Genomic DNA, 20,928 nt, shown 5'->3' with positions numbered 1-20,928 from the left:
GCCGTTCCCCCATTATCAGTTCGTATGCGTTTTTATCGGTGGGATCCATGCGTACGACAATCGGCTGTAGTAAACCCACTTCTTTTATAGAAGCTGCAAGTTCAGCAATTTCGTCCTCATCAAATGTTTGCCGAGGCTGAGAGCGGTTAGGATTAATCTTACTAACCTCAATTAGCTCCAGTTTTGCACCCGGCACTGGCACTAGCGATGTTTCACGTGAAACATCGCTAGTCGCGGGGGGCACCTTAGACTCGGATTGGTGGATTATTTTTGTAGATACCGATTTACGGCTTTTCGAATTCTTTTTATTACGAGAAGCCTTTGAGGTTTCACGTGAAACATTTTTCCGCGGCTCCAATAATTCCTTAACAGAACCGCCCCTAGAAGAATGTCCATGTCCTCCAAAAAAAATATCTGCCGGACGAGCATTATCATCTCTGTCTGTTTGTACTGTATTCTCCGTGACCGGATCGGTAGGAATCAGAGCAGAGAGCCCTCTCCCCAAATGAGCTTTTTTTGCCATTATGACTTCACCTCACGACTAACCAATTCGTACGCAGCATCTAAATAACATTTTGCACCTTTAGAAGCCGGTTGGTAAGTCAAGATTGATTCTTCGTGAGAAGGCGCTTCCGCTAAAGCAATATTACGAGGAATAATTGTCTCCATCACAATGTCACCGTAGTAATCCTTGACTTCTTCTAATACGCCCTTACTCAGTAAGGTGTTAGTCGTTACCATCGTGGGTAATATCGCAGTGAAACGTAGGCGGGGATTAAGGCGAATCACCAGCATATCAATGGTTTTCGTCAACTGGGTCAGCCCTTCCAGCGCCAGGTATTCGGCCTGCAGGGGTACCAACACTTCTTTAGCAGCTACCAGGGCGTTGACAGTCATAATTCCCAAAGATGGGGGAGAGTCAATGAAGATGTAATCAAATTGTTCCCCGCTACTTAACAGCTCATCTACGGCAGAAGCTAAAATCTGCTGAAAATTGGTTCTCTCATTCAGTTCGAGCTCAATTCCGGCCATATTCATAGAGGCCGGCACTACCCAAAGATTAGGGATTTGCGCATTCTGTAACAGGGCTTCGCGCAGGGGTACTCCCTGGGTCATAACCTCGTATAAGGAATTCTGGTCATCTTCGAGGTGACGAAATCCCAGGGAAGAAGAAGCATTTCCCTGCTGGTCGGCATCAATTACCAGTACCTTAAGTCCCCTTAAAGCCAAAGCTGCAGCAATATTAACTACCGTGGTAGTTTTACCAACCCCGCCTTTTTGGTTCGCAACTGCGATTATTCTGGTACTTTTCGGATGGGGCAATGGCTCTGAATCAGGCTTAGAGTCAAGGCGTCCTTTTCGGGAAGACTCTTCATGGGTATCTGCCTGTTCAACCATAGCGGCATCAGCTAAACGATGCTTGCTCATTATGCCTCCAAAATGCAAAAATAGGTACCCACTAGGGGCGTTTGGTTGCCATAATAATCCGAGTAATCGAATCGTCCATAAGGGACGGCACTTCCTCTATATGGGCACTATCAAATTTAGCTGCTCTCAACTCTGCCGCCGCCGCAGACAACTCTAAGGGAGCACGCTCACCTTTAATCGCTAGCATTCGTCCTCTTGGTGCCACCAGCTTTCCGGAGATACGAACCAGCTTCTTTAAGTTAGCCACCGCCCTGGAGGTAACCGCTGTGAATCTCTGTCCACCGGGGAGATCTTGACTGCGAGAGCGCAAAATCTCCACGTTATCCAATCCCAACTCTTTCTTTACTTCCTCTAACCAAACTACCCGCCTGGCCAAAGGTTCAATCAAGAAAAACTGAAGATCTGGTCGCATTATAGCCAATACTATTCCGGGAAGTCCTGCTCCCGACCCCACATCGGCAACCGTTACGTTACGCCCTAGTGGTAAGAACCTCTCTGCCGCCGCACAATTCAATATATGTCGCGGCCAGATCCGAGGTACCTCCCGCGGTCCAATCAGACCGCGCAGCTCTCCTTGATCTGCCAGCATATGCGCATAAACCTGCATCTTCCCATACGAAGATGCAAAAAATGCTTCAACCTCAGCTCCGGGCTGAGCTACCTGAAGGTGCAGTTCCGGTTGCATTGCCAAATTCTGAGATACCATCAGACAGTATCGCTTAAGATACCGTCGCTCTCCTATATATTATTCTTCTTCTGCTTCCGGACCGGAGGCATCAGGGTAAATAACTACTGCCCGGTTAGGAGCTTGACCCTGCGAACCCGAATACACGCCCTCTTCGGCGGCCACATCGTGGCAAACTTTACGCTCGAAAGGATTCATAGGCTCCAGACGTACCGGCTCACCCGTAGTTTTAGCCTTGGTTATGGCTTCTTGGGCAATAGAGCGCAGCTCCGCTTTACGTTCTTGGCGGTACCCGGCTATATCCAGCATTAAGCGGGAATGTTCCCCAGTTTTTTGTGAAACCGCCAGGCGGGTTAAGTCCTGGAGCGACTCTAAAACTTCGCCCTCTTTGCCGACTAAGCGTTGCAGATCATTTAGATCTTGCGCATCCGCCACAATATCCACGCTGGCGCGATCGTGTTCTACATCGATCTCGAGATCTCCACCCAGATCGGCAATATCGAGCAGTTCTTCTAAATAATCAGCGGCGATATCGCCCTCTTCTTCCAATGCGGCAACCCGCTCGGGAGATGCTTCTTCACTCATGGCACCTATTCCTCTCTTAGCTATCTGCAATGATCCTATCGGTTCTTACGCCGATTTGTATTCGCATTATTCTTCCTGCGCGCCTGCCGGCGTTTCGCTTTTTCTTGCTCACTTAAACCCTGGGCTTGCCGCCGCCGTTTAGCCTGGGCATCACGTTGCGCCCGGGTTAACCTTTTTGGTTGCGCCTGGGCATTACGGGTACTTGGTTTGATGGCAGCTTGCTGTTCTTCCGCTTTTTTCTGTAACGCCGTCATCATCCGAGATTGTTTTACCGGCTTCCTTGGTTTTTCTTCTAACTCCAGATCTTGAGCTTTCTTATGCAGTCGATCTTGAGTTTCCTTGTGGAGCTCCACCCCTTGGCGCAATTGCTCCCCATTATCTAATCCTGAGAAGGGATCATCCTTGCCCTTACGATTAGCTTTAACCTCGAGACGCATTCCTTTAGCTACGTCGTCACCACTTAAGCCCAACTCCGAAAGCTTCTGGTTATATTCCGTTAGTGTTTCTTCTTTAAACTTGTCATATTTTTCCTGGTGACGCCGCATTTGTGCATCGTGAGCCGGAGAGCCAGGGGTGGGTAGATAATGCATAACAAACAGCTGTTGAATAAAGCTGACCACCATGGTTACTACCAGGTAAACCAGTACGCCGATTTGCACAATGAAACCGAACCAGGCGGTCATCAAAGGCATTACATAGACCATCATCTTCATCATCCGCATTTGTTGCGGATTGGAAGCACTCATATTCCGCCGCATATTGATGAACTGTTGGAAGAACATCAAACCGGCATAAAGCAGGACTGCCACAATGATCAGGATTTTTGTGGTCGTGGGGTTAGAGGCAGTGTTGGTGAAGGTATCAGATAGATAAACCCCAAAAACGGTAGATTTATCCATTTCCGCAGCTAACTTAGAATCAAAACCGCCAATGTGTGCCCCCGGATTCTTGGCAATCAACGGCATTTGCCAAAGCACCCGGTAAAGCGCAGCCAAAATCGGCAATTGAATCAGCAACGGGAAGCACGAAGCCATCGGATTAACGCCGTACTCTTTATATAAAGCCATGGTTTCTTGACTCATCTGTTGTTTAGAAACCTGGTCATTGCGACCCTTATATTTTTCTTGGATCTCTTTGATCTGCGGTTGGATTGCACTCATGCCCCGCGTAGACTTTATCTGCTTAATAAACAGCGGAATAATCAGTAGCCGCACGAAAATGGTCAGCACCACGATGGAAAGAACCCAAGTAACCCCTGGGCCTTCCGGTAACCCCAGAACGGTTAATCCTTTATGAATCCCTACCAGTACCCAGGCGGTGACCCATTTAAACGGGTATAAAACCGTGTCATACCATCCGCCCGATGTGGGTTGATTGGCTGCCGCTAGCAGCTGCGCACTTAGCATCATTAGTATGCTCCTTTACTTATTATCCCCGAGTAGGCAAGGTGGCGTTATCTATCTTTGCCCAATGTTCTTGAAGTTCGCTTAAAGTCATCTGATGATAGGGCGCACTCTTCCAGTTACCTTTTTCTGGTGGATAATCCACTCCCCCATTGGAAAAAGGATTACAGCGCACCAATCTCCAAGCCGAAAGGAGGCTCCCTTTTATGGCGCCATGCGTTTTTAAAGCCGTGAGCGCGTAGGTGCTGCAAGTGGGATAGTACTTACAACGCGCAGGAAACAGGGGAGAGATGTAGTGCCGATAAAGGCGAACTAAAAAAATTAAACCCGCTTGCCCCAGATTTCTGCTCACTTTTTCCCTTTCGCTTGCGCCCTCGCCAAAGCTTGATCTAAAGCCACCCCAAGTTGCGCGTAGGAAGCAGTTTTAGCTTTCCCGAGGGCGCGCACTACCGTTTTGCTCCCGCTACCAAAGTTCTGTATCCGGCCGGCACTAAGTGCTCGCAATTGCCTCTTGATGCGGTTCCTATCTACTGCTCGCGGTAGATTTCTTTTTGGTACAACGAAACCGACCAGCGGCTTTGCTGTGCCTAACTGGTCGGGTAGGTGGTGCACCACCATTAGTTGGTTTCCAGCGCTATTGCCACGCCGAAAAACTTGGGAAAAATCGGCTGATTTTTTCAGGCGATTGGCCTGGGGCAACATGCTTTAGGCCGAAAGATCCTTGCGCCCTTTACGCCGGCGATTAGCGATAATAGCGCGGCCTGCGCGGGTACGCATTCTTGCCCGGAATCCGTGTTTCTTGGCTCGGCGACGGTTATTCGGCTGAAAAGTCCGCTTTGTCACTGTAGTTCTCCTGAATGTTATTCACTAACCGGATAAGATTCCGGCATCTTAGTTTCATTTAGCCTGGAATAGACAACATATGCAAGCCTACGCATAGCGCTTTGCCAGGTCAAATAGTTATTGAGTGGTTATGAACACTATTTTTTTCTCAACATATTTAAAGCTGTGGAACTTATAAAAACTACAAAGTTGTAAGATGTGAATTTTTTATTTTTAAAAATTCCGATTTCTCCTAGTTTTTGCACGCCAGAGGGGATGCAGAGCCAAAACTACAACTACGTAAGTTATCCACAGTCTTTTCCCCAGATTGGGGATAACCTGTTTTTATCCTAGAATCATTACTATCCCCATCGTTGGGGTGGCCTGTCACATTGCTGTTTAGAAATTTTGGAGAAACTGATGTCAAGTTCGCTACAGTCAGTCTGGCAAGACGCGATCCGACAGTTAAAACAAAATCCCCAGGTAGGTCAAGCCGATCTGGCCTTCGTAAGAATGTCAAAACCCTTAACCACCTACGAAAACACCATTATCATTGCCACTCCCAATAACTATTCAAAATCAATTATTGAGACTCGCCTAGCTCCTTTTTTACGGCAATCCCTTTCTGCAGCTACCTCTCGCGACGTTATTTTGGCGGTTTCGGTAGATCCCTCTTTGGATACTGGACAGACCGTTAATCCTTCCGAACACCAAACGGTTGCTCCCCTTCCTCAAAAAAGTGAAAGTACCGCTACTAAAACCATTACCCCTTCTCGGGAAAAAAAGCCGTTTGAAAGCCGTTTGAACTCAAAATATACTTTTGAATCCTTTGTAATTGGTGCTTCCAACCGTTTCGCTCACGCTGCTGCTATCGCAGTCGCCGAAGCTCCCGCCAAAGCCTATAACCCCCTCTTTGTGTACGGTGGTTCCGGGCTGGGTAAAACTCACCTACTCCATGCCATTGGCAACTATGCGTTGAATCTGTATCCCCATATCAAAGTGCGTTATGTAAACTCTGAGGAGTTCACCAACGACTTCATCAATTCGGTATCAGAGGGTAGTGCCCACGAATTCCAAAGGCGCTATCGTAATATCGATATTTTGATGATTGACGATATCCAGTTCCTACAGGGGAAAGAACAAACTATCGAGGAGTTCTTTCACACTTTTAACTCCTTACATAATGACAACAAACAGGTGGTTATTACTTCCGATGTTCCTCCTAAGAAACTGGAAGGATTCGAGGAACGACTACGGTCTCGTTTTGAGTGGGGACTATTAACTGATGTACAGCCTCCTGATCTAGAAACTCGAATCGCTATTTTGCGTAACAAAATCCGTCAGGAAAAAGTAGAGGCGCCCTCGGAAGTCTTGGCCTATATCGCTTCGCGATTTACTATCAATATTCGCGAACTGGAAGGTGCCCTGCTTAGGGTTACTGCTTTCGCTTCCCTGACTAAGCAACCCTTGACGCTACAGCTAGCAGAGATGGTACTTAAAGATATTGTTTCTGACCCTAATGATCAGGAAATCACCCCCGCTCTGATTAAGGCACAAACAGCTGGATATTTTGAAACCACCGTCAACGACTTATGCTCGCCTTCGCGTTCACGTTCTCTAACCGAGGCACGCCAGATAGCCATGTACTTATGCCGGGAACTTACCGAGCTATCATTACCGCAGATTGGCAAGGAATTCGGAGGACGTGACCACACTACGGTAATGCACGCGAATAAGAAGATCACCCAACTTATGAAATCGAAACCGCAAATTTTTGATCATATCAATGAATTAACCAACCAAATTCGACAAGCCGCTCGCCACGCAAAGTGACCTAGTTAATAAAAAGCACGGCAATACCCGCTTGCCTAAAGAAAATTTTGGCTTCTTTTTTACTTTTATTTTTGAATACTTCTACCAACAAAACTACAAAAATGTAGTTCTCATGATTACAGGTTAAAGCGGGTTTCTCCACACCTGTGCATAACCCTGTGTATAGCTGGGGATCGTGGCTACAATACTGTTCATAAACTGGGCATCGTTTGCTCGAATATTTTCTTTCCCCAAAAGCATCCCCAGAAATATAATCAGCAATTCACAGGCTTAAAACCCTTATAACCTGTATGTTTAGCTAATAATCCCGATAATTCTAGGCAGTGATGACTACTAGAGAGATAAACAACAATTCTAAATAAATCACCATCACAGTGGCAGAAAACTACATAAGAATTACTATTACCTTTGAAATCTAAGTAGCTCAATCCTTTTCCTAAGCTAACCTGTATTTATGACCGAACAGCATTCATCGCGTGGCAATAAAGCTGGAGAACATAAGTTTTCCTCTCGGGCTGAACGCCGCAAACATGAAAAAGAGCAATTTCAGGCACGGGCACAAGCCGGGGATCAACGTATTTTTGCCCCTATTAACCCGAATCATTACCCTAGTTCTTCTAAGCCGGGTGCTAATGCTCCCCGCAAAACACAAAATATTCCTAACAGTGCTAGTAAGTCCCGGTATGCGTCAAATAAGAAATCCACCGCGCCCTCTTTCCAAACTAAAAATAGAGTTAAGGCGCAAGCAGCTGGTAAAGTTACCAACAATAAAAAGCCTAAGGCAACTGTCGGTACCAAAACTTCAAAACGAAAACATCCAAAGGTTAAGAATACTTCGAGCCGCAGCAGAGTCGGACTTTGGGTAAAAAGAATCTTGGGATTGATAACTGGCCTAGTTCTGGTGGCAATTATTGCCGGATGTGTCACTTTTTTGATTGCCTACTATCGCCTAGAAGTACCTGAAGCGCAAAAATTTGCGAATGCCCAGGTAACTACCGTTTACTGGGGTGATAATAACAAGATGATGGGAAAGTTTGCCGAACGTAACCGTACCATCGTAGACACTAAGTCTTTTGAAAATTCCTATATTCGTGATGCGGTAGTAGCCAGCGAGGATCGCACTTTTTATGAAAACAGTGGGATTGATATTAAAGGTATTGCCCGCGCCCTGTGGAATAACGTGCGGGGGCTTCCCACCCAGGGCGCTTCTACGCTCACCCAACAATATGTAGAGAACTATTACACTGGGAAAAACACTGGGTATACCGGAAAATTTAAAGAAACAATTTTGGCGTTAAAAATAAATAGACAGGTACCTAAAGAAAAAATTCTTAATGACTACTTAAATACCATCTATTTTGGTAGGGGTGCCTATGGGATCGAAGCAGCAGCTAACGCCTATTTTGGTAAGAGTGCTAAAGATTTGAATTTGTCAGAATCAGCGTTACTTGCCGGAATTATTCCCGCCCCTAATGCGTGGGATCCGCTAGTTAGCCCCGAAAAAGCCCAGCAACGTTGGCAACGGGTATTAAATCTCATGACTGCCGACAATATGATCAAAAAGAATGAAAAAAATGCCGCAGAATTTCCGCAGGTACAAAAGAAAAAGCAGGAAGGAACCTATTTTAAGGGCACCACGGGATATCTCCTGCAGCATGTACGCCAAGAATTGGTAACGCAAATCGGCTATACCGAAGATGAGATCGATCGAGCCGGGATTCGGGTTTATACGACTATTGATCCGGAAAAACAGAAGCTGTTAGAAGAGGCAGTCGCTACCCTCCCGAAGAATAGACCTGAAGGATTAAGGGTAGCAGCCACCTCGATCGATACCGCTACCGGAGCGGTAATCGCTGAATATGGGGGAGCGGATTATCAAAAAGTTCAACGCAACGCGGTGACTCAAGACGTAGCCCAGGCCGGGTCAACCTTTAAACCATTTGCGCTCCTAGCAGCTCTCGAGCACGGTCATAAATTATCGGAGCAAATTAATGGTTCCGGACCGATGAAAATAGGGGACGCTTGGGTAGGTAACTATGGAGGTGCCTCCTACGGTCAAGTAGACCTGGTAAGAGCTACAAAATATTCGATTAACACTGCCTATGTCCGGCTTAATAGCGAAATCGGGATGGACGCCACCCGGCAGGTGGCGATCGCGGCTGGGTACTCTAAGAACACGGTGGGGTTGGATAAGAATTCAATCGTGGGGGTATTAGGGACTAGTTCTCCCCATAACCTAGAAATCGCAGAGGCTTATACCACTTTCGCTACCGGTGGTATCAGGCGCACAGCTCACATCATTGATAAGGTTACCGATTCGTCTGGCAATATTCTCTACGAAGCTGATACTGCTGGTATCCGTCAGTTTGAAGAAGAAAACATTTCAGAGTTGACCAAAGCGTTAGCGGCGGTAACTGAAACGGGAGGTACCGGTGATACTGCCGGAAAACTCGGTAGACCGGTAGCGGCGAAAACGGGATCTTCAAACGATAACCGCTCTGCACAGTTTGTTGGTTATGTACCGCAAATGGTGACCGCAATTTCCATGTATCAGGTAGGAAAAAATGGGACAGAAGAATCCATTACCCCCTTTGGCGGGGTAAGGGAAGTAACCGGTGGTACTTGGCCTGCTAAATTGTGGTTGGCATATATGAGACCGGCGGTTAAAGGTTTGGAGCCGCAGCCCTTATTTTCTTCTGAAACCAGCAAATCTCGGGTGAGGCCGAAAGAAAAGAATACCCCCTATAAGACTGCGGAAGTACCTTCGGCTCCTCCTCCAGAAACGATAGGTAATCCGCTCACGGTTCCTAGCAGCTCTTCTCCTGCCAGTTCACCACCTGCGCAATCCCCGGAGCCTGCGGAATCCTCTTCTCCAGCTGCTCCTCCTAGTCCCTAGGTAGGGCGAAGGATCCAGGATTGCTTTAAGGCGCCCCGCTACCCGCGAGCTGAAAATGGGTTCTATCTGCGACGGTTAAAAAGAGCGTTTCCTAACAATGTTTGATAACGGCTAGAAAAAGCGCTGGGAACTAAGTTATCCTGTAGTGCGACCTTCGGGTCGTATGCATATACCCTCCTGCCGCGGAAGGACCGTGGCCGTTAGACCAAAGGAGGTGGGTTGAGATGCGTAAATATGAGATGATGGTGATCCTGAATCCCGAAATCGACGAACGCACCGTAGCCCCAGCATTGGAGAAACTGCTAAATGTGGTTTCTGCAAATGGGGGAAGCGTAGACGCGACCGACATTTGGGGCAAACGTCGCCTGGCATATCCGATTGAAAAGTACTCTGAAGGGATCTATGCGGTCATCGAGATGACCACTGCCCCGCAGATTGCTGAGGAGCTAACCCGGCAGCTGTCGCTAAACGAATCCGTTTTGCGCACTAAGTTGTTGCGGCGCGATTAAGATCGCGGAGAGGAACAAAGATGGCTGGAGAAACCCAGATAACGGTTATTGGGAATCTGACTGCAGATCCCGAGCTGCGCTACACCGCGCAATCGGTGCCAGTGGCTTCATTTACCGTGGCCTCCACTCCCAGAACCTATAATCGCGCATCCGGACAGTGGGAAGATGGCACTGCCATGTTTCTGCGTTGTTCAGCGTGGCGGGAAATGGCCGAAAATATCGCCGAATCCTTAACTAAAGGCATGCGAGTGATTGTTCACGGTCGCCTGCAGCAACGTAATTGGGAACGGGATGGACAGAATCGTTCCTCAATAGAGATTCAAGTCGACGAAATCGGTCCTTCCTTGCGTTACGCGCAAGCCCAAGTCACCCGGATTCCGCGCTCAGGTGCAGGCGGATTTAATCAGGGCGGACAGGGCGGATTTGGTGCAGGTGCTCCAGCCGGCAATTTCAATCAAGGTGGAGGATTTAACGGGGGCGCTACCGCGAACTTGGGAACAGGTTCCATGGCGGCCGCGCAACCGGCTGGGGATGACAATCCCTGGGCTGCTCCTGCCACCAGCGATAACGGCGAAGACAACGAACCGCCGTTCTAAAGTTTCAGGATAAGACCTTAGGGTCACACCATTAAGGAGTAAATATGGCGAAGAAAGTTCTTCGCGCGAAGCCGATTAAGAAAAAGGCTAACCCGCTACGTAATATGCCGGTTGAAAAAATCGACTACAAAGATACCCCGTTCTTGCGGAAGTTTATTTCCGATCGCGGAAAGATTCGTTCGCGCCGGGTTACCGGAGTTAGCGTTCAGCAGCAGCGCGCTATCGCGAAGGCAGTTAAGAATGCCCGCGAAATGGCGTTGCTTCCCTACACTAGTTCTGGTCGCTGATAGGAGGGTTTAGTCATGGCAACAGCCAAAATTATTTTGAATATGGATGTACCGGGGCTGGGTTCCTCCGGGGACGTAGTAACCGTAGCTCGCGGATATGCCCGCAACTACCTGGTACCGCGGAAAATGGCGCACCCTTGGACTAAGGGCGCCCAAAAGCAGATCGATGAAATGATTCGGGCACGCCGGCGCCGGGAAATCTCTAACGTAGAGGACGCTCGGGCAGTACGCGATGCTATCGAAGCCCACAATACCGTGGTAGTTTCCAAGCGGGCCGGCCATTCCGGTCGCCTCTTTGGAGCAGTATCCACCCAGGATGTGGTGGCAGCGGTTAAAGAACAGATCGGGCAGACTGTAGATCGGCGCAAAGTTATTATTGAAAAGCCGATCAAAGCGGTTGGAAAATATCAGATTCAAATCAATTTGCATGAAGATATAAGCGCCAAACTGTTTGTAAACGTTGAGGGCGGCAAATAGGTAAGTTTTTACCTGCCAGCATTTAGCTAATCAAAAGTAGGGTGAGCAAGATTAGCCTCTTGCTCACCCTACTTTTATCTGTAGATGAACTAGGGGTCTACCCAGCAGTCACCGGCTCCATTTCATCGCATCTAGAGCCAAGCGTCGGTGCGGATACGTAGCCATAGTGAGGCCGCCCTGCCGCCAATAAAAACCAATCCGTAGATAGCCCATAAACCAGCTAAACCCCAGGGGCCTTCAGGGAGGAGGCCAGCAAGTAAAACCGCCGGTAGATAGATAGCAAATACTATGGCCATCGCTTTTGCCAGGTATTTAGTGTCATCAGCACCGATCAAGTAACCGTCGTAAATGTAGGTTAAGGCTGCCAGTGGTTGCATAAAACCCACCACGATAATCCCGGGGACACAAACGGCTAATAGCTCAGGATCTCCCGTAAAAAGGTGTGGTAAAAAGCCAGAAATGGCTGCAAATACTAGACCAATCAGGGTGCCAAAGCCCAGTGCCCAGCGGTTTAACTGGGCTATTAGCACCCGGGTTTTTCGCTCCTCGCCCTCACCGAGAGCGTTGGCCAGGAGCGCCTGAGCAGCGATCGCTAAGGCGTCGAGTCCGAATGCCGCTAGGGTCCACAGAGTTTTTAGAATCTGATAACCCGCCAAAGTTACTGCCCCCAAACGAGTCGCCTGCCAAGTGGTGACTACGATAGCCGCCTGCAGAAAAAGCGAGCGGAGAACTAAAGGCAATCCGTGCACCCCGGAACGGAAAATTAGTTGTATATCAGGGCGAGCCGATACTCCCTCCACTCGCAGTTTCTTAACTACCACTATCCAGAGCCAAATAGCCATGAAAAATTGGCAAATCGCGGTGCCAGCGCCCGCACCTGCCACCCCAAGAGAGCAACCGAAAATTAAGAATGCGGAAACCGGTACGTTAAGAATAGCTGCGCTGGTAGTTACCAGGAGAGGAGTGCGAGTATCTAATAAGCCCCTCAAAACCCCGTTAGCAGCTAATACAGACAGCATGGCGACAAGTCCAGGAGCCGAGACTATTAAGTAGCGACCTGCCAAATCCGCAACTAGCTCCTCAGCTTCGAAAAGGCCAATGATTTGCGGGGCAAAAACTATCAAGACTATTGCCAAAGCGGCACCCAAAAGCGCCCCCAACCACATTCCCTGAATACCTAAACGCAAACCTTCAGCGCGTTTACCTGCCCCAATTGCTCTGCCTGTCACCGCAGTAGTGGTGTAGGCAAGGAATACACAGATTCCTACTACCAGGGTAAGTACCGTCGAACCGATAGCTAGTCCTGCTAAATCTGGGGTTCCTACATGCCCGACCAGTATGGAGTCAGCCATCCTTAGCACCGGCTCGGCGATTAAGGATCCGAGGGCAGGTAAAGCCAGAGCCAAAACCTGGCGGTTAAGACTGGTTTTCTTAGGCTTTTCCACTAATCTTCCTCTATTTTCTATACACAATCTGTGAATAACTCTGTTAGTAGTTTCCCAGTTTGTAACTGGTTTATAAACTTGGGGTTATTCGCTACCCACATATTCCCCGATATTTCCACAGGTTATTAACACTGTCTGCACCAAATTTTACGAGTTTTCAACAGGGGCTTTTCTGGTTATACCTGCGGGATGTGGCACAATCAAAGAGTTTGTAGTTCTTTCCAGGAGGTAGCGATGGCAGATTTTGATCGGACACCTCCGCAAGATATTGCCGCAGAACAATCCGTATTGGGAGCGATGATGCTTTCCAAAGATGCGATTGCCGATGTCACCATGACGATCAGGGGAGAAGATTACTATCGCCCGGTGCATCAAACGATCCACGAAGTCATCTTGGATCTATTTGGTCGCGGGGAACCGGTAGATGCGGTGACCGTAGCTGGGCAATTAAAGCGCCGCGGTGACTTGGAGAGAATCGGGGGTGCCCCCTATTTACATCAACTAATCTCCGGGGTTCCTACCGCCGCAAACGCGGGATATTATGCCCGGATCGTGCGGGAGAGGGCGCAGCTGCGTTCCCTGGTGCAGGCGGGCACCCGGGTGGTGCAACTAGGTTACGCTGACGATGGCGGTGACGTAGATGAGCTGATAAACCAGGCACAAAGTGAAATCTATGCAGTCAGTGAACGCGGAGATAGCGAAGACTACCGCCCGATCACCGAATTTTTAGATGAAACCGTAACTGAACTGCAAGAACTACAAAAAAATGGGGGCATGTCTTCGGGGGTTCCCACCGGTTTTTATCAATTAGATAATCTCACCCATGGCTTGCACCCCGGGCAGTTGGTAATCGTGGCCGCTCGCCCGGCAATGGGTAAATCTACCTTGGCTCTGGATTTTTGTAGAAACGCCGCCATTCATCACGAACTGACTTCCGTTATTTTCAGTCTAGAAATGGACGGGACTGAGATTTCCCGGCGCATGATTTCCGCGGAATCAGGGGTGTCAATGTCTCGGCTCAGCGCGGGGGATTTAGAGGACGCGGATTGGACAAAAATAGCGCAGGTACTGTCCCGCTGTTCCCAGGCTCCGCTATATATCGATGATTCTCCGAATATGACCATGCCGGAGATACGTTCAAAATGTCGCCGCCTCAAACAGCAAAATGATTTAAAACTAGTAGTGGTGGACTATCTACAGTTGATGAGTTCCGGCAAGCGGGTAGAGTCACGGCAACAGGAAGTAGCCGAGTTTTCTCGCTCTTTAAAACTACTAGCTAAAGAACTTGAAATCCCAGTGGTGGCAGTAGCCCAGCTAAACCGCGGACCCGAACAGCGAATCGAACATAAACCCATGCTTGCTGACCTGCGAGAATCTGGTTCTTTGGAACAAGATGCGGATGTGGTGATGCTGCTCAATCGTCCGGAAGTTTATAATCAGGAAGATCGCCCCGGGGAGGCAGATGTGATTGTTGCCAAACACCGTAACGGTCCGACGGCAACCATTCCCCTAACCTTCCTCGGGCGTTTGTCAAAGTTCGGCAATCCCGCCCGCGAGTAAAGGTTGCTGGGAGTTTCGCCTGCTCGTTCTCGAATCTTATTGGTGCCCGGGAAGAGGTAGACGGGAGTGGAAAGAGCGTAGCCATTTGGGAGCCCACCAGTTAGTTTTCCCGCAGATCGCCATAACGGCGGGTACCAGTCCCATACGCACTAAAGTAGCGTCAAGCGCCACCGCCACCGCTAACGTAAATCCGATCTGTTTGATGGCCTGGATACCTCCGGTGGTAAAGCCGAGGAATACCACTAACAAAATTAATGCTGCAGAAGTAATCGTGGAGGCCGAATGGGTGAGTCCTTCCCGCACTGCCCGTTTGTTATCTGCGGTTTCATCCCAGATTTCTTTCACCCGGGATACTAGAAACATTTCATAATCCATTGATAAGCCAAAACCGAAGCAGAACACGATGGCTACTACATAAGATTCCACTGCGCCCAGGGAAGTGAAACCTAGCAGTTTCTCTCCGTGACCATATTGGAACACCCAGACGGCCACCCCTAAGGAAGACAGTAAGGAAACCATGTTTAGTACCAAGGCTTGTAGCGGTAGCAGCAGCGCCCCGGTCATTAGGAACAACATTAAATAGGTAGTGAGGGCGACTGCCAAAAAAACGTAGGGAGCATATTCGTAAAGAGTGTCTTGGAAATCGGTTTGGAGGGCAGCTTCCCCAGTCACCCAAGTTTTAAAGGGCGCAGGTAACTGGCGTACCTCTTGCATTTCTTGCTTCACCTGCGCGGCGAAAGCATCTTTTTCTTTAGTGTAAACATCGAGGGAAGCGTATTGTTCGCCATCAATTATTAGGTCTTCGGCGGGACGAATTCGTTTCACGTGGGATAGCGGTTGCACTTTTTCTTCTGCCCAAGTCTGCAACTGCTGCGGGGTGGTTTTAGCTACCAGACGGATTTGCGGATTAGCCGAGTCGGGGAAACGCTCCCACATATCCCATAAGGCCCCGATTTGCGGGATTGACCGGGGCATGGATTCCACCGCAGAGGAACGCATTTGCATCTGGTAGAGGGGAAGTGACATCACCACTAACACGAGGGTCACCACTACCAGCACTGGCCAGGGACGGCGGGTCACGAAAGTTGATACGGAGCGAAAAACTGGGGAAGGATCGTCTTCGCTGCGCTCGCGGGTACGGCGGAAAATATGGCGACGCACCCAGTTCATCCAATGGGAAAAGTTTGAGGGAGAAGCCAGGCTCGGTCCAAACAGCATCATCAGGGCAGGCAAAAACGTCATATTAGAAATCATTGCCAACATGGTTACTGCTACTCCGCCTATACCCATTAGTCGCAGTAGTGGTAGCGGGAAGATACACAGCCCCAAGATCGCGAGCGAAACAATTAGAGCCGAAAAGAAAACCGTGGCACCGGCAGTGTCCATAGTTTTTTCTAGAGCCTGAAGATAGGGTTTGCGGGCATTAAGGAGTTGGGTGCGGTAATTTTTGCGAGCAGCTATAGAAATTTTCCTATTGCCTGCCCGGCGCGTTCCAATCAATAGCTGCAGGAAACGAGGGTAAAAAATAAAGTTATCTTCCTGGCCATGAAGACCACGTTTATGCAGTTCCTGTCGGTAGCGAGAAACGATTAGTAACCCGTAGTCAATCGATAATCCCAGACCGAGGAAAGAAACAATATTGACTACGAATGACTCCACGGTAATCAGATAGGTCAGCGCCAGGATCAGCATTAAGGTGATTCCAATGGCAGCCCCGGCTCCGATTAGGGGCAATAAGGCGGCTAGCATACCCCCGAAAACGATGGTCATAATCAGCAGAGAAATCGGAATCGAAATTCCTTCCCCGCGGAGCATATCGGCTTTGACTTGGCCATTGGCAGCAGTTTGTAAACCGGTGTTATCGACGACATTCACGCTGGCAGTAACGTTAGAACCTGAAAAATAGTCGGGTAGTTCTTCTAAAACTCCGGCTACCTGATCCCGGGCATCCGGATCCACTTGGTCATAGCCGTTGGCAGTTAACTGTACGTTGATTAGGAAAGTTTTTCCGTCCTTAGCAATCATCTGCTGGAGTTCACTGGACTGGATAGTTTCCCAAGCCGGAGGTAACTGGCTGGTGAAAGCTTTTTTTACTTCCCTTTCGGCGCGCTCTCTAGCTTTTTCTAGTTGCTGGCCGCTAGCGCCCTTGGCTCTTGCGACCTCCTCTGCCTGGGTTCTGCCTTGCGCTAATGCCTGCATTAAGGCTTGATCGATTTTTTCTTGGGCTTTTTTCCCGGCGGGTAGCTGGGGATCAAAGGCGATAAAGGGATCGGCAATCTGCGTTACCTTTGGTACCTTTAACAGATCCGCGTGTAGCGGGCGGAGCATTTTTGCAATCTGATCAGCATGTTTTTCTAAATCCGGTATTTCTACTACCGCCGTTACCGGATAGGTATCGCCGTGGGCTTGCTCATACAGCCTCTTACCCACGGCTGATTCCGACGAGGGACTGGAAGGCTGGGGGGTAATGAGCCTTTCGAATAGTGGTTTTCCCCCCAAACCCGAAAATACTGCGATAATCGCGAGCGTTACGGTTACCAGCCAGATAGTCACGATGAAGCCGGGGTGTTTTCCCCACCAAAAGCGCTTCATCCGTTTCATAGTTTCAATTGTGAGGGTTCTGGCGCTAAAGTTCAGCCAAATCAGCAAAGGATTTTAAATAGGGAGCCGATAATGTCCGTCACTGGCAGTTGCGTACTGTTTTTTGGGTAACTATTGCTTTGCTAGTTGGGTAAAGAGCTACCCGCGGCTGGAAAAGTGCCTCTAGCTGCGTAAAATGCGGGTATATCCCGGGTTTTAGTAACCAAAATCTTCCAACCAGGAAGCTTCTGGGATTCCAAAGTCGCTGCCACCTTGTTTTTTGATCTGCTCTAGTAAGTAATCACTATCTTTTGCTACCCGATTCAAACTGGCAGATACCCTACTAGTAGCGGTAGTTTCTCCCTCCAGTTTCCAGTATTTTTGGCGAGTTTCTAAAGCTTTTTGATTACAGTAAACCAGTAGGCGAGAAGCTTGGGTTAAAACATCGGTGGTTTCGACGTCCTCACTGGTTTTTATCGTCACTAAAGCTAGGTTGTAGTTCACTTGACAGCCTGCCAATACTGCCTGGGGTTCAGTCATCTTGGTTTCCAGGATGAACGGCATTTTCTTGCTAGCGCGAGATAAATATTTATTGGCATTTTGCAGATCGCCGGCGTTTAGATAGGTGGTTCCCAGGTTATAGTTCACCAGCCACCTATCGGCTAGGAGACGGGAGGAGGACTGGCGTAGACGCAGATCTTGCGCCAAGGAAGGGTCTCCTTGTCGGTCTGCTCGGACTGCCTGTTGTTCTAGTGCCCAACTGTGGGTTTGTAGCCCCGAAATAACTAGCAGACAGAGCACAGTTAAGGTTACGGGCACTATCCAAAATCGGGATCTGCGAGGAGGCTTGACCACCAGATCCTGACGAGTATTTAAAGCGTGGGCGTGCAGCCAGTTGCGATAATCAATCTGAGAAATAGCGGTACTTAAGGCAGCGGTGTCGCTGGGAGGAACCTGGGCGCGCACTGTCCTGGGATTTTGTTCGGGGTCAGGCAGCGCCGAAACCAGGGAAGCCAGCTCTGGCCAGTCAGTAGCCAGTAGTTGTTGCGGGTGATAGTTACCCCAACCGGCGGTGCGGTAATACTGCTTGCTCAGATTTCCTAGGATTTTTCCGAGGACGACTTGGCGAGCATTGGCATCTAAAGCTAGGTAACGAGGATCAGCCCCCATGGCTGCTAGCCGCTTACGGTAAGCAATAAGTAGGTGGCATAAATTCTTTTGGCGACGTCCGCTAAAAGTCAGGATCGGGGAGCGGGAAGCACTTTGATAGAAAACAATGGTCCATACCACCAGCAGCGCGGCCACCACGATCATGGCGACCGCACCTACCAGCGCCATAAAGGAATGCTCCATTAGGGGCTGAATAGGTAAGTTGACTGTGAAGTATGGGAGCATAGACCTCTTTCAATACCTTAGTGATTAAGTGGTGGTCGCGGATCTGAAGCCGAGTTAGGATGCATAAATGACTGCGTTGGGGACACCGGGAACTGCGGCTAGGCTACGGGGGATAATCCCGGTTGCGGATTTGTCTGCGGTAGATTACTGGGCGGATAGGGATAATTAGGGGACGACATTTTTCTCCCGACTCTCTTAGCAAACCGTTAAGTAAATTTCTTTTAAAAAGCTACCAGTGCCTTCAAGTTTAGGGTCGCGCCCTGGTTCAGGCAATAATAGTCAATGGCTGTCCCAGGAAATACTCCTTAGAAACCAGAATGTTTTGGGTGCCCGGTAAACCTGGATGGCTAGCTTTAAATCCAGTTCTTCTCCACAGCCAGCGGGCTTAATCTACAATGACAACCAAGAATAAATAACAAAATAACAGGAGGAAGCGCCATGACCTATCGGGAGCGACAGGTGCCCAGCGATCAAGAGTTGGAAGCTCTACTCGCTGATACTCGCGCCCTCCTTGCTGAAAAATCCCGGTGGGAAAATGACCAGATAAATCGCGACCTAGACGTGTTACTACACCGGGTACGCGGGGCAAAGCGGGTCTCTTACTCCCAGGTACTGCGTCAGCGTGGTCAAAGGTGGCAAGAAAATCTGGAAAAGACTGCCGCGTCCTTCGAGCGCGAAAAGCTCCCCCACCTAGACTCGCTTGCGTCCACTTACCTGGGACAGGAACAAGCCCCGGACAAACTGGCTGATCAGCTAGCCCGCTCCGAAGCAGCGATCAGTAAGCAGTCCCGGAAAAGGGAAAGCGAAGATTTAGATAACCCAGAAGATATCCTGGAATCTGTAGAAGGGGAGATTCCTCCAGATTCTGAACATAGTTTTTAATCACCATCTAGGAGGCAGGCAAGGATGCTAGTACTAACCCGCAGACGCGGAGAAGAGATCGTGGTCGGAGACCAGGTAGTAATCACCGTGGTGGACTCGCATAAAGACTCGGTGAGACTGGGGATTAGCGCCCCTAAAGACTTGACTATCCGTCGGGGCGAACTGCTAGAGCAACCCGACAGAGAACGCCTGGGATTGGAAGGGCCTGGACCTGGGTCTAAGCAGGCCGCGCCGGAAAAATAGTTTTTATCTGCCCCCGCGGCGGGTAACATCCTATTAGCTGGACTTAGAGTGCGCGCCTACTAGGTGCCGCGTAAGCTAAAAATAAGCTATCCACCAGTAAAATAGGTGGATAAATATTGGTATTTAAAAAGCCAAAACTATAAGGAGTAACTGTGCGAATTGGAGTTCCTAAAGAGCCCACGCCAGACCAAACTTTGGTCGCCGCCACTCCGGATACGGTAAAAAAACTCATCAAACTGGGATATGAAGTCCTGGTCGAGCAGGGAGCGGGCGAAAAGGCCGCCTACCTGGATGAGCAGTATTCGCAAGCCGGAGCGCAAATCGTGGACACTCAGGCCGCCTGGCAGGCCGATATTGTCACCGTCTTAGATACGCCCCCCACCGACTACCTGAATCTGGTTAAACCCGGAGCGCTCCTAATTGCCCGGATGGCGCCAGGTCGCCATCCCGAGACTGTAGATGCCCTGGTAGAGCGAGGCATTACCGGATTTGCGATGGATACGGTTCCTAGAATCTCTCGGGCGCAGTCCATGGATGTGCTCTCCTCGATGTCGAATGTGTCCGGCTATCGCGCCGTTATCGAGGCTGCAGAAAGTTTCGGTCGCCTCTTTACCGGTCAGGTGACTGCCGCCGGAAAAATTCCGCCCGCCAAGGTCTATGTGATTGGCGTAGGAGTAGCCGGCCTCGCGGCTATCGGCACCGCCAACTCGATGGGAGCCCAGGTTAGCGCCACCGACGTGCGCAGTGAAACTGCCGAACAAGCAGAATCGGTAGGAGCAACCTTTGTGCCCATTCCGATCGCGCAAGAAAAATCCGATGATGGTTACGCCAAAGAAATGAGTGCGGATCAAGCGGATGCCGCCACCAAGCTCTACACCGAGCAGGCAGCTGCCAATGACATCGTGATCACCACCGCGAATATTCCCGGTCGCCGCTCGCCACTGCTAATCACCAAAGAGGCAGTAGCGGCCATGGCGCCCGGTTCAGTCATCGTGGATATGGCCGCAGCTGGCGGCGGTAACTGCGAACTGACCCAGCCCGGCGAAAAAGTAGTTACCGAAAACGGGGTGACCATTATTGGCTACACCGACCTGGCTGGCAGGTTACCTGGACAGTCCTCACAGCTTTATGGACAAAATATTGTTAACCTGTTTAAGCTGATCACTCCGGAAAAAGACGGCAACTACGTCCTCGATATGGAAGACGAAGTAGTCCGCGGGATCACGGTTGCTAAAGATGGGGAAAATATGTTCCCCCCCCCCCCCCTTCAATAAGAAGCCGGCATAAATGAGTTGCGAGATT

Annotated in this window: 20 protein-coding genes and 1 pseudogene; 10 read left to right on the top strand and 11 right to left on the bottom strand. The window is 49.4% G+C overall.

Annotated elements, in window-relative coordinates; genetic code table 11:
- From RDM26_RS06480 to rpmH, 8 genes are all read right to left on the bottom strand, one after another.
- Positions 1–523 (bottom strand): ParB/RepB/Spo0J family partition protein (locus tag RDM26_RS06480; protein WP_307738176.1); only part of this gene is annotated, 523 nt, incomplete at its 3' end.
- The gene (locus tag RDM26_RS06475; RefSeq protein ID WP_307738175.1) at positions 523–1,428 is read right to left on the bottom strand and encodes an AAA family ATPase; all 906 of its coding nucleotides are present in this window, start codon (positions 1,426–1,428) and stop codon (positions 523–525) included. The genes RDM26_RS06480 and RDM26_RS06475, both read right to left, overlap by 1 nt.
- 31 nt (positions 1,429–1,459) lie before the next feature.
- Positions 1,460–2,113, bottom strand: coding sequence for a 16S rRNA (guanine(527)-N(7))-methyltransferase RsmG (gene rsmG / locus RDM26_RS06470; RefSeq protein WP_307738174.1), 654 nt, complete (start codon positions 2,111–2,113; stop codon positions 1,460–1,462).
- Positions 2,114–2,173: 60 nt separating this feature from the next.
- Positions 2,174–2,698 carry a R3H domain-containing nucleic acid-binding protein gene (locus RDM26_RS06465; protein ID WP_024059621.1) on the bottom strand — a complete coding sequence of 175 codons (525 nt, stop codon included), beginning with the start codon at positions 2,696–2,698 and terminating at the stop codon, positions 2,174–2,176.
- Positions 2,699–2,733: 35 nt separating this feature from the next.
- A complete protein-coding gene (gene yidC / locus RDM26_RS06460) occupies positions 2,734–4,107 on the bottom strand; it encodes a membrane protein insertase YidC (RefSeq protein WP_307738173.1) in 1,374 nt (457 codons plus the stop codon).
- Positions 4,108–4,126: 19 nt separating this feature from the next.
- Positions 4,127–4,453 carry a membrane protein insertion efficiency factor YidD gene (yidD, locus tag RDM26_RS06455; protein WP_307738172.1) on the bottom strand — a complete coding sequence of 109 codons (327 nt, stop codon included), beginning with the start codon at positions 4,451–4,453 and terminating at the stop codon, positions 4,127–4,129.
- Positions 4,450–4,803: a ribonuclease P protein component gene (gene rnpA / locus RDM26_RS06450; RefSeq protein WP_307738171.1), complete on the bottom strand. Its 354-nt coding sequence runs from the start codon at positions 4,801–4,803 to the stop codon at positions 4,450–4,452. The genes yidD and rnpA overlap by 4 nt, the downstream gene beginning before the upstream one ends.
- Before the next feature lie 3 nt (positions 4,804–4,806).
- Positions 4,807–4,944 carry a 50S ribosomal protein L34 gene (rpmH, locus tag RDM26_RS06445; protein ID WP_081639105.1) on the bottom strand — a complete coding sequence of 46 codons (138 nt, stop codon included), beginning with the start codon at positions 4,942–4,944 and terminating at the stop codon, positions 4,807–4,809.
- Between the two features lie 399 nt (positions 4,945–5,343).
- Between rpmH and dnaA the strand changes: the two genes are divergently transcribed.
- From dnaA to rplI, 6 genes are all read left to right on the top strand, one after another.
- The gene (gene dnaA, locus RDM26_RS06440) at positions 5,344–6,756 is read left to right on the top strand and encodes a chromosomal replication initiator protein DnaA (protein ID WP_307738170.1); all 1,413 of its coding nucleotides are present in this window, start codon (positions 5,344–5,346) and stop codon (positions 6,754–6,756) included.
- 454 nt (positions 6,757–7,210) lie between these two features.
- Positions 7,211–9,652 carry a transglycosylase domain-containing protein gene (locus tag RDM26_RS06435; RefSeq protein ID WP_307738169.1) on the top strand — a complete coding sequence of 814 codons (2,442 nt, stop codon included), beginning with the start codon at positions 7,211–7,213 and terminating at the stop codon, positions 9,650–9,652.
- A gap of 224 nt (positions 9,653–9,876) precedes the next feature.
- Positions 9,877–10,161 carry a 30S ribosomal protein S6 gene (gene rpsF / locus RDM26_RS06430; RefSeq protein ID WP_024059628.1) on the top strand — a complete coding sequence of 95 codons (285 nt, stop codon included), beginning with the start codon at positions 9,877–9,879 and terminating at the stop codon, positions 10,159–10,161.
- A gap of 20 nt (positions 10,162–10,181) precedes the next feature.
- Positions 10,182–10,757: a single-stranded DNA-binding protein gene (locus RDM26_RS06425; protein ID WP_307738168.1), complete on the top strand. Its 576-nt coding sequence runs from the start codon at positions 10,182–10,184 to the stop codon at positions 10,755–10,757.
- Positions 10,758–10,801: 44 nt separating this feature from the next.
- Positions 10,802–11,044 (top strand): 30S ribosomal protein S18, encoded by a 243-nt coding sequence (gene rpsR / locus RDM26_RS06420; RefSeq protein ID WP_022864511.1) that lies wholly within the window; start codon positions 10,802–10,804, stop codon positions 11,042–11,044.
- A 15-nt stretch (positions 11,045–11,059) separates the two neighbouring features.
- Positions 11,060–11,521 carry a 50S ribosomal protein L9 gene (gene rplI, locus RDM26_RS06415; protein WP_238128156.1) on the top strand — a complete coding sequence of 154 codons (462 nt, stop codon included), beginning with the start codon at positions 11,060–11,062 and terminating at the stop codon, positions 11,519–11,521.
- Between the two features lie 131 nt (positions 11,522–11,652).
- Here the strand turns inward: rplI and RDM26_RS06410 are convergent, their stop codons facing one another.
- Positions 11,653–12,966, bottom strand: coding sequence for an MATE family efflux transporter (locus RDM26_RS06410; protein WP_307738167.1), 1,314 nt, complete (start codon positions 12,964–12,966; stop codon positions 11,653–11,655).
- A 234-nt stretch (positions 12,967–13,200) separates the two neighbouring features.
- Here RDM26_RS06410 and dnaB point away from each other — a divergent pair, with 234 nt between their 5' ends.
- Positions 13,201–14,526 (top strand): replicative DNA helicase, encoded by a 1,326-nt coding sequence (gene dnaB / locus RDM26_RS06405; protein WP_307738166.1) that lies wholly within the window; start codon positions 13,201–13,203, stop codon positions 14,524–14,526.
- A gap of 36 nt (positions 14,527–14,562) precedes the next feature.
- Here dnaB and RDM26_RS06400 read toward each other — a convergent pair whose 3' ends face one another.
- Together RDM26_RS06400 and RDM26_RS06395 are read right to left on the bottom strand one after the other, a co-directional pair.
- The gene (locus RDM26_RS06400) at positions 14,563–17,127 is read right to left on the bottom strand and encodes an MMPL family transporter (RefSeq protein WP_307738165.1); all 2,565 of its coding nucleotides are present in this window, start codon (positions 17,125–17,127) and stop codon (positions 14,563–14,565) included.
- Positions 17,128–17,322: 195 nt separating this feature from the next.
- Positions 17,323–18,501, bottom strand: coding sequence for a hypothetical protein (locus tag RDM26_RS06395; protein WP_307738164.1), 1,179 nt, complete (start codon positions 18,499–18,501; stop codon positions 17,323–17,325).
- Positions 18,502–18,939: 438 nt separating this feature from the next.
- Between RDM26_RS06395 and RDM26_RS06390 the strand changes: the two genes are divergently transcribed.
- The 3 genes and pseudogenes from RDM26_RS06390 to RDM26_RS06380 form a co-directional block, all read left to right on the top strand.
- A complete protein-coding gene (locus RDM26_RS06390) occupies positions 18,940–19,383 on the top strand; it encodes a hypothetical protein (protein ID WP_307738163.1) in 444 nt (147 codons plus the stop codon).
- 24 nt (positions 19,384–19,407) lie between these two features.
- The gene (locus RDM26_RS06385; protein WP_307738162.1) at positions 19,408–19,626 is read left to right on the top strand and encodes a carbon storage regulator; all 219 of its coding nucleotides are present in this window, start codon (positions 19,408–19,410) and stop codon (positions 19,624–19,626) included.
- A gap of 152 nt (positions 19,627–19,778) precedes the next feature.
- Positions 19,779–20,894: pseudogene (locus RDM26_RS06380) on the top strand (Re/Si-specific NAD(P)(+) transhydrogenase subunit alpha); the annotation flags it as partial.
- Between the last annotated feature and the right edge of the window lie 34 nt (positions 20,895–20,928).

Source organism: uncultured Varibaculum sp. (genome assembly GCF_902489465.1).
GTDB lineage: Bacteria > Actinomycetota > Actinomycetes > Actinomycetales > Actinomycetaceae > Varibaculum.
The sequence above is the reverse complement of the archived record's forward strand: the minus strand, read 5'-3'. Positions and strand labels throughout refer to the sequence as shown.

Excerpts from the sequence above, each read along its gene's own strand:
- RDM26_RS06385 (WP_307738162.1), top strand. The coding sequence starts at position 19,408 with ATGCTAGTACTAACCCGCAGACGCGGAGAAGAGATCGTGGTCGGAGAC.
- rnpA (WP_307738171.1), bottom strand. The coding sequence starts at position 4,803 with ATGTTGCCCCAGGCCAATCGCCTGAAAAAATCAGCCGATTTTTCCCAA.
- rplI (WP_238128156.1), top strand. The coding sequence starts at position 11,060 with ATGGCAACAGCCAAAATTATTTTGAATATGGATGTACCGGGGCTGGGT.
- RDM26_RS06425 (WP_307738168.1), top strand. The coding sequence starts at position 10,182 with ATGGCTGGAGAAACCCAGATAACGGTTATTGGGAATCTGACTGCAGAT.
- rpsF (WP_024059628.1), top strand. The coding sequence starts at position 9,877 with ATGCGTAAATATGAGATGATGGTGATCCTGAATCCCGAAATCGACGAA.
- rpsR (WP_022864511.1), top strand. The coding sequence starts at position 10,802 with ATGGCGAAGAAAGTTCTTCGCGCGAAGCCGATTAAGAAAAAGGCTAAC.
- dnaA (WP_307738170.1), top strand. The coding sequence starts at position 5,344 with ATGTCAAGTTCGCTACAGTCAGTCTGGCAAGACGCGATCCGACAGTTA.
- RDM26_RS06465 (WP_024059621.1), bottom strand. The coding sequence starts at position 2,698 with ATGAGTGAAGAAGCATCTCCCGAGCGGGTTGCCGCATTGGAAGAAGAG.
- yidC (WP_307738173.1), bottom strand. The coding sequence starts at position 4,107 with ATGATGCTAAGTGCGCAGCTGCTAGCGGCAGCCAATCAACCCACATCG.
- dnaB (WP_307738166.1), top strand. The coding sequence starts at position 13,201 with ATGGCAGATTTTGATCGGACACCTCCGCAAGATATTGCCGCAGAACAA.
- RDM26_RS06395 (WP_307738164.1), bottom strand. The coding sequence starts at position 18,501 with ATGCTCCCATACTTCACAGTCAACTTACCTATTCAGCCCCTAATGGAG.
- RDM26_RS06475 (WP_307738175.1), bottom strand. The coding sequence starts at position 1,428 with ATGAGCAAGCATCGTTTAGCTGATGCCGCTATGGTTGAACAGGCAGAT.
- rsmG (WP_307738174.1), bottom strand. The coding sequence starts at position 2,113 with ATGCAACCGGAACTGCACCTTCAGGTAGCTCAGCCCGGAGCTGAGGTT.
- RDM26_RS06435 (WP_307738169.1), top strand. The coding sequence starts at position 7,211 with ATGACCGAACAGCATTCATCGCGTGGCAATAAAGCTGGAGAACATAAG.
- RDM26_RS06400 (WP_307738165.1), bottom strand. The coding sequence starts at position 17,127 with ATGAAACGGATGAAGCGCTTTTGGTGGGGAAAACACCCCGGCTTCATC.
- RDM26_RS06390 (WP_307738163.1), top strand. The coding sequence starts at position 18,940 with ATGACCTATCGGGAGCGACAGGTGCCCAGCGATCAAGAGTTGGAAGCT.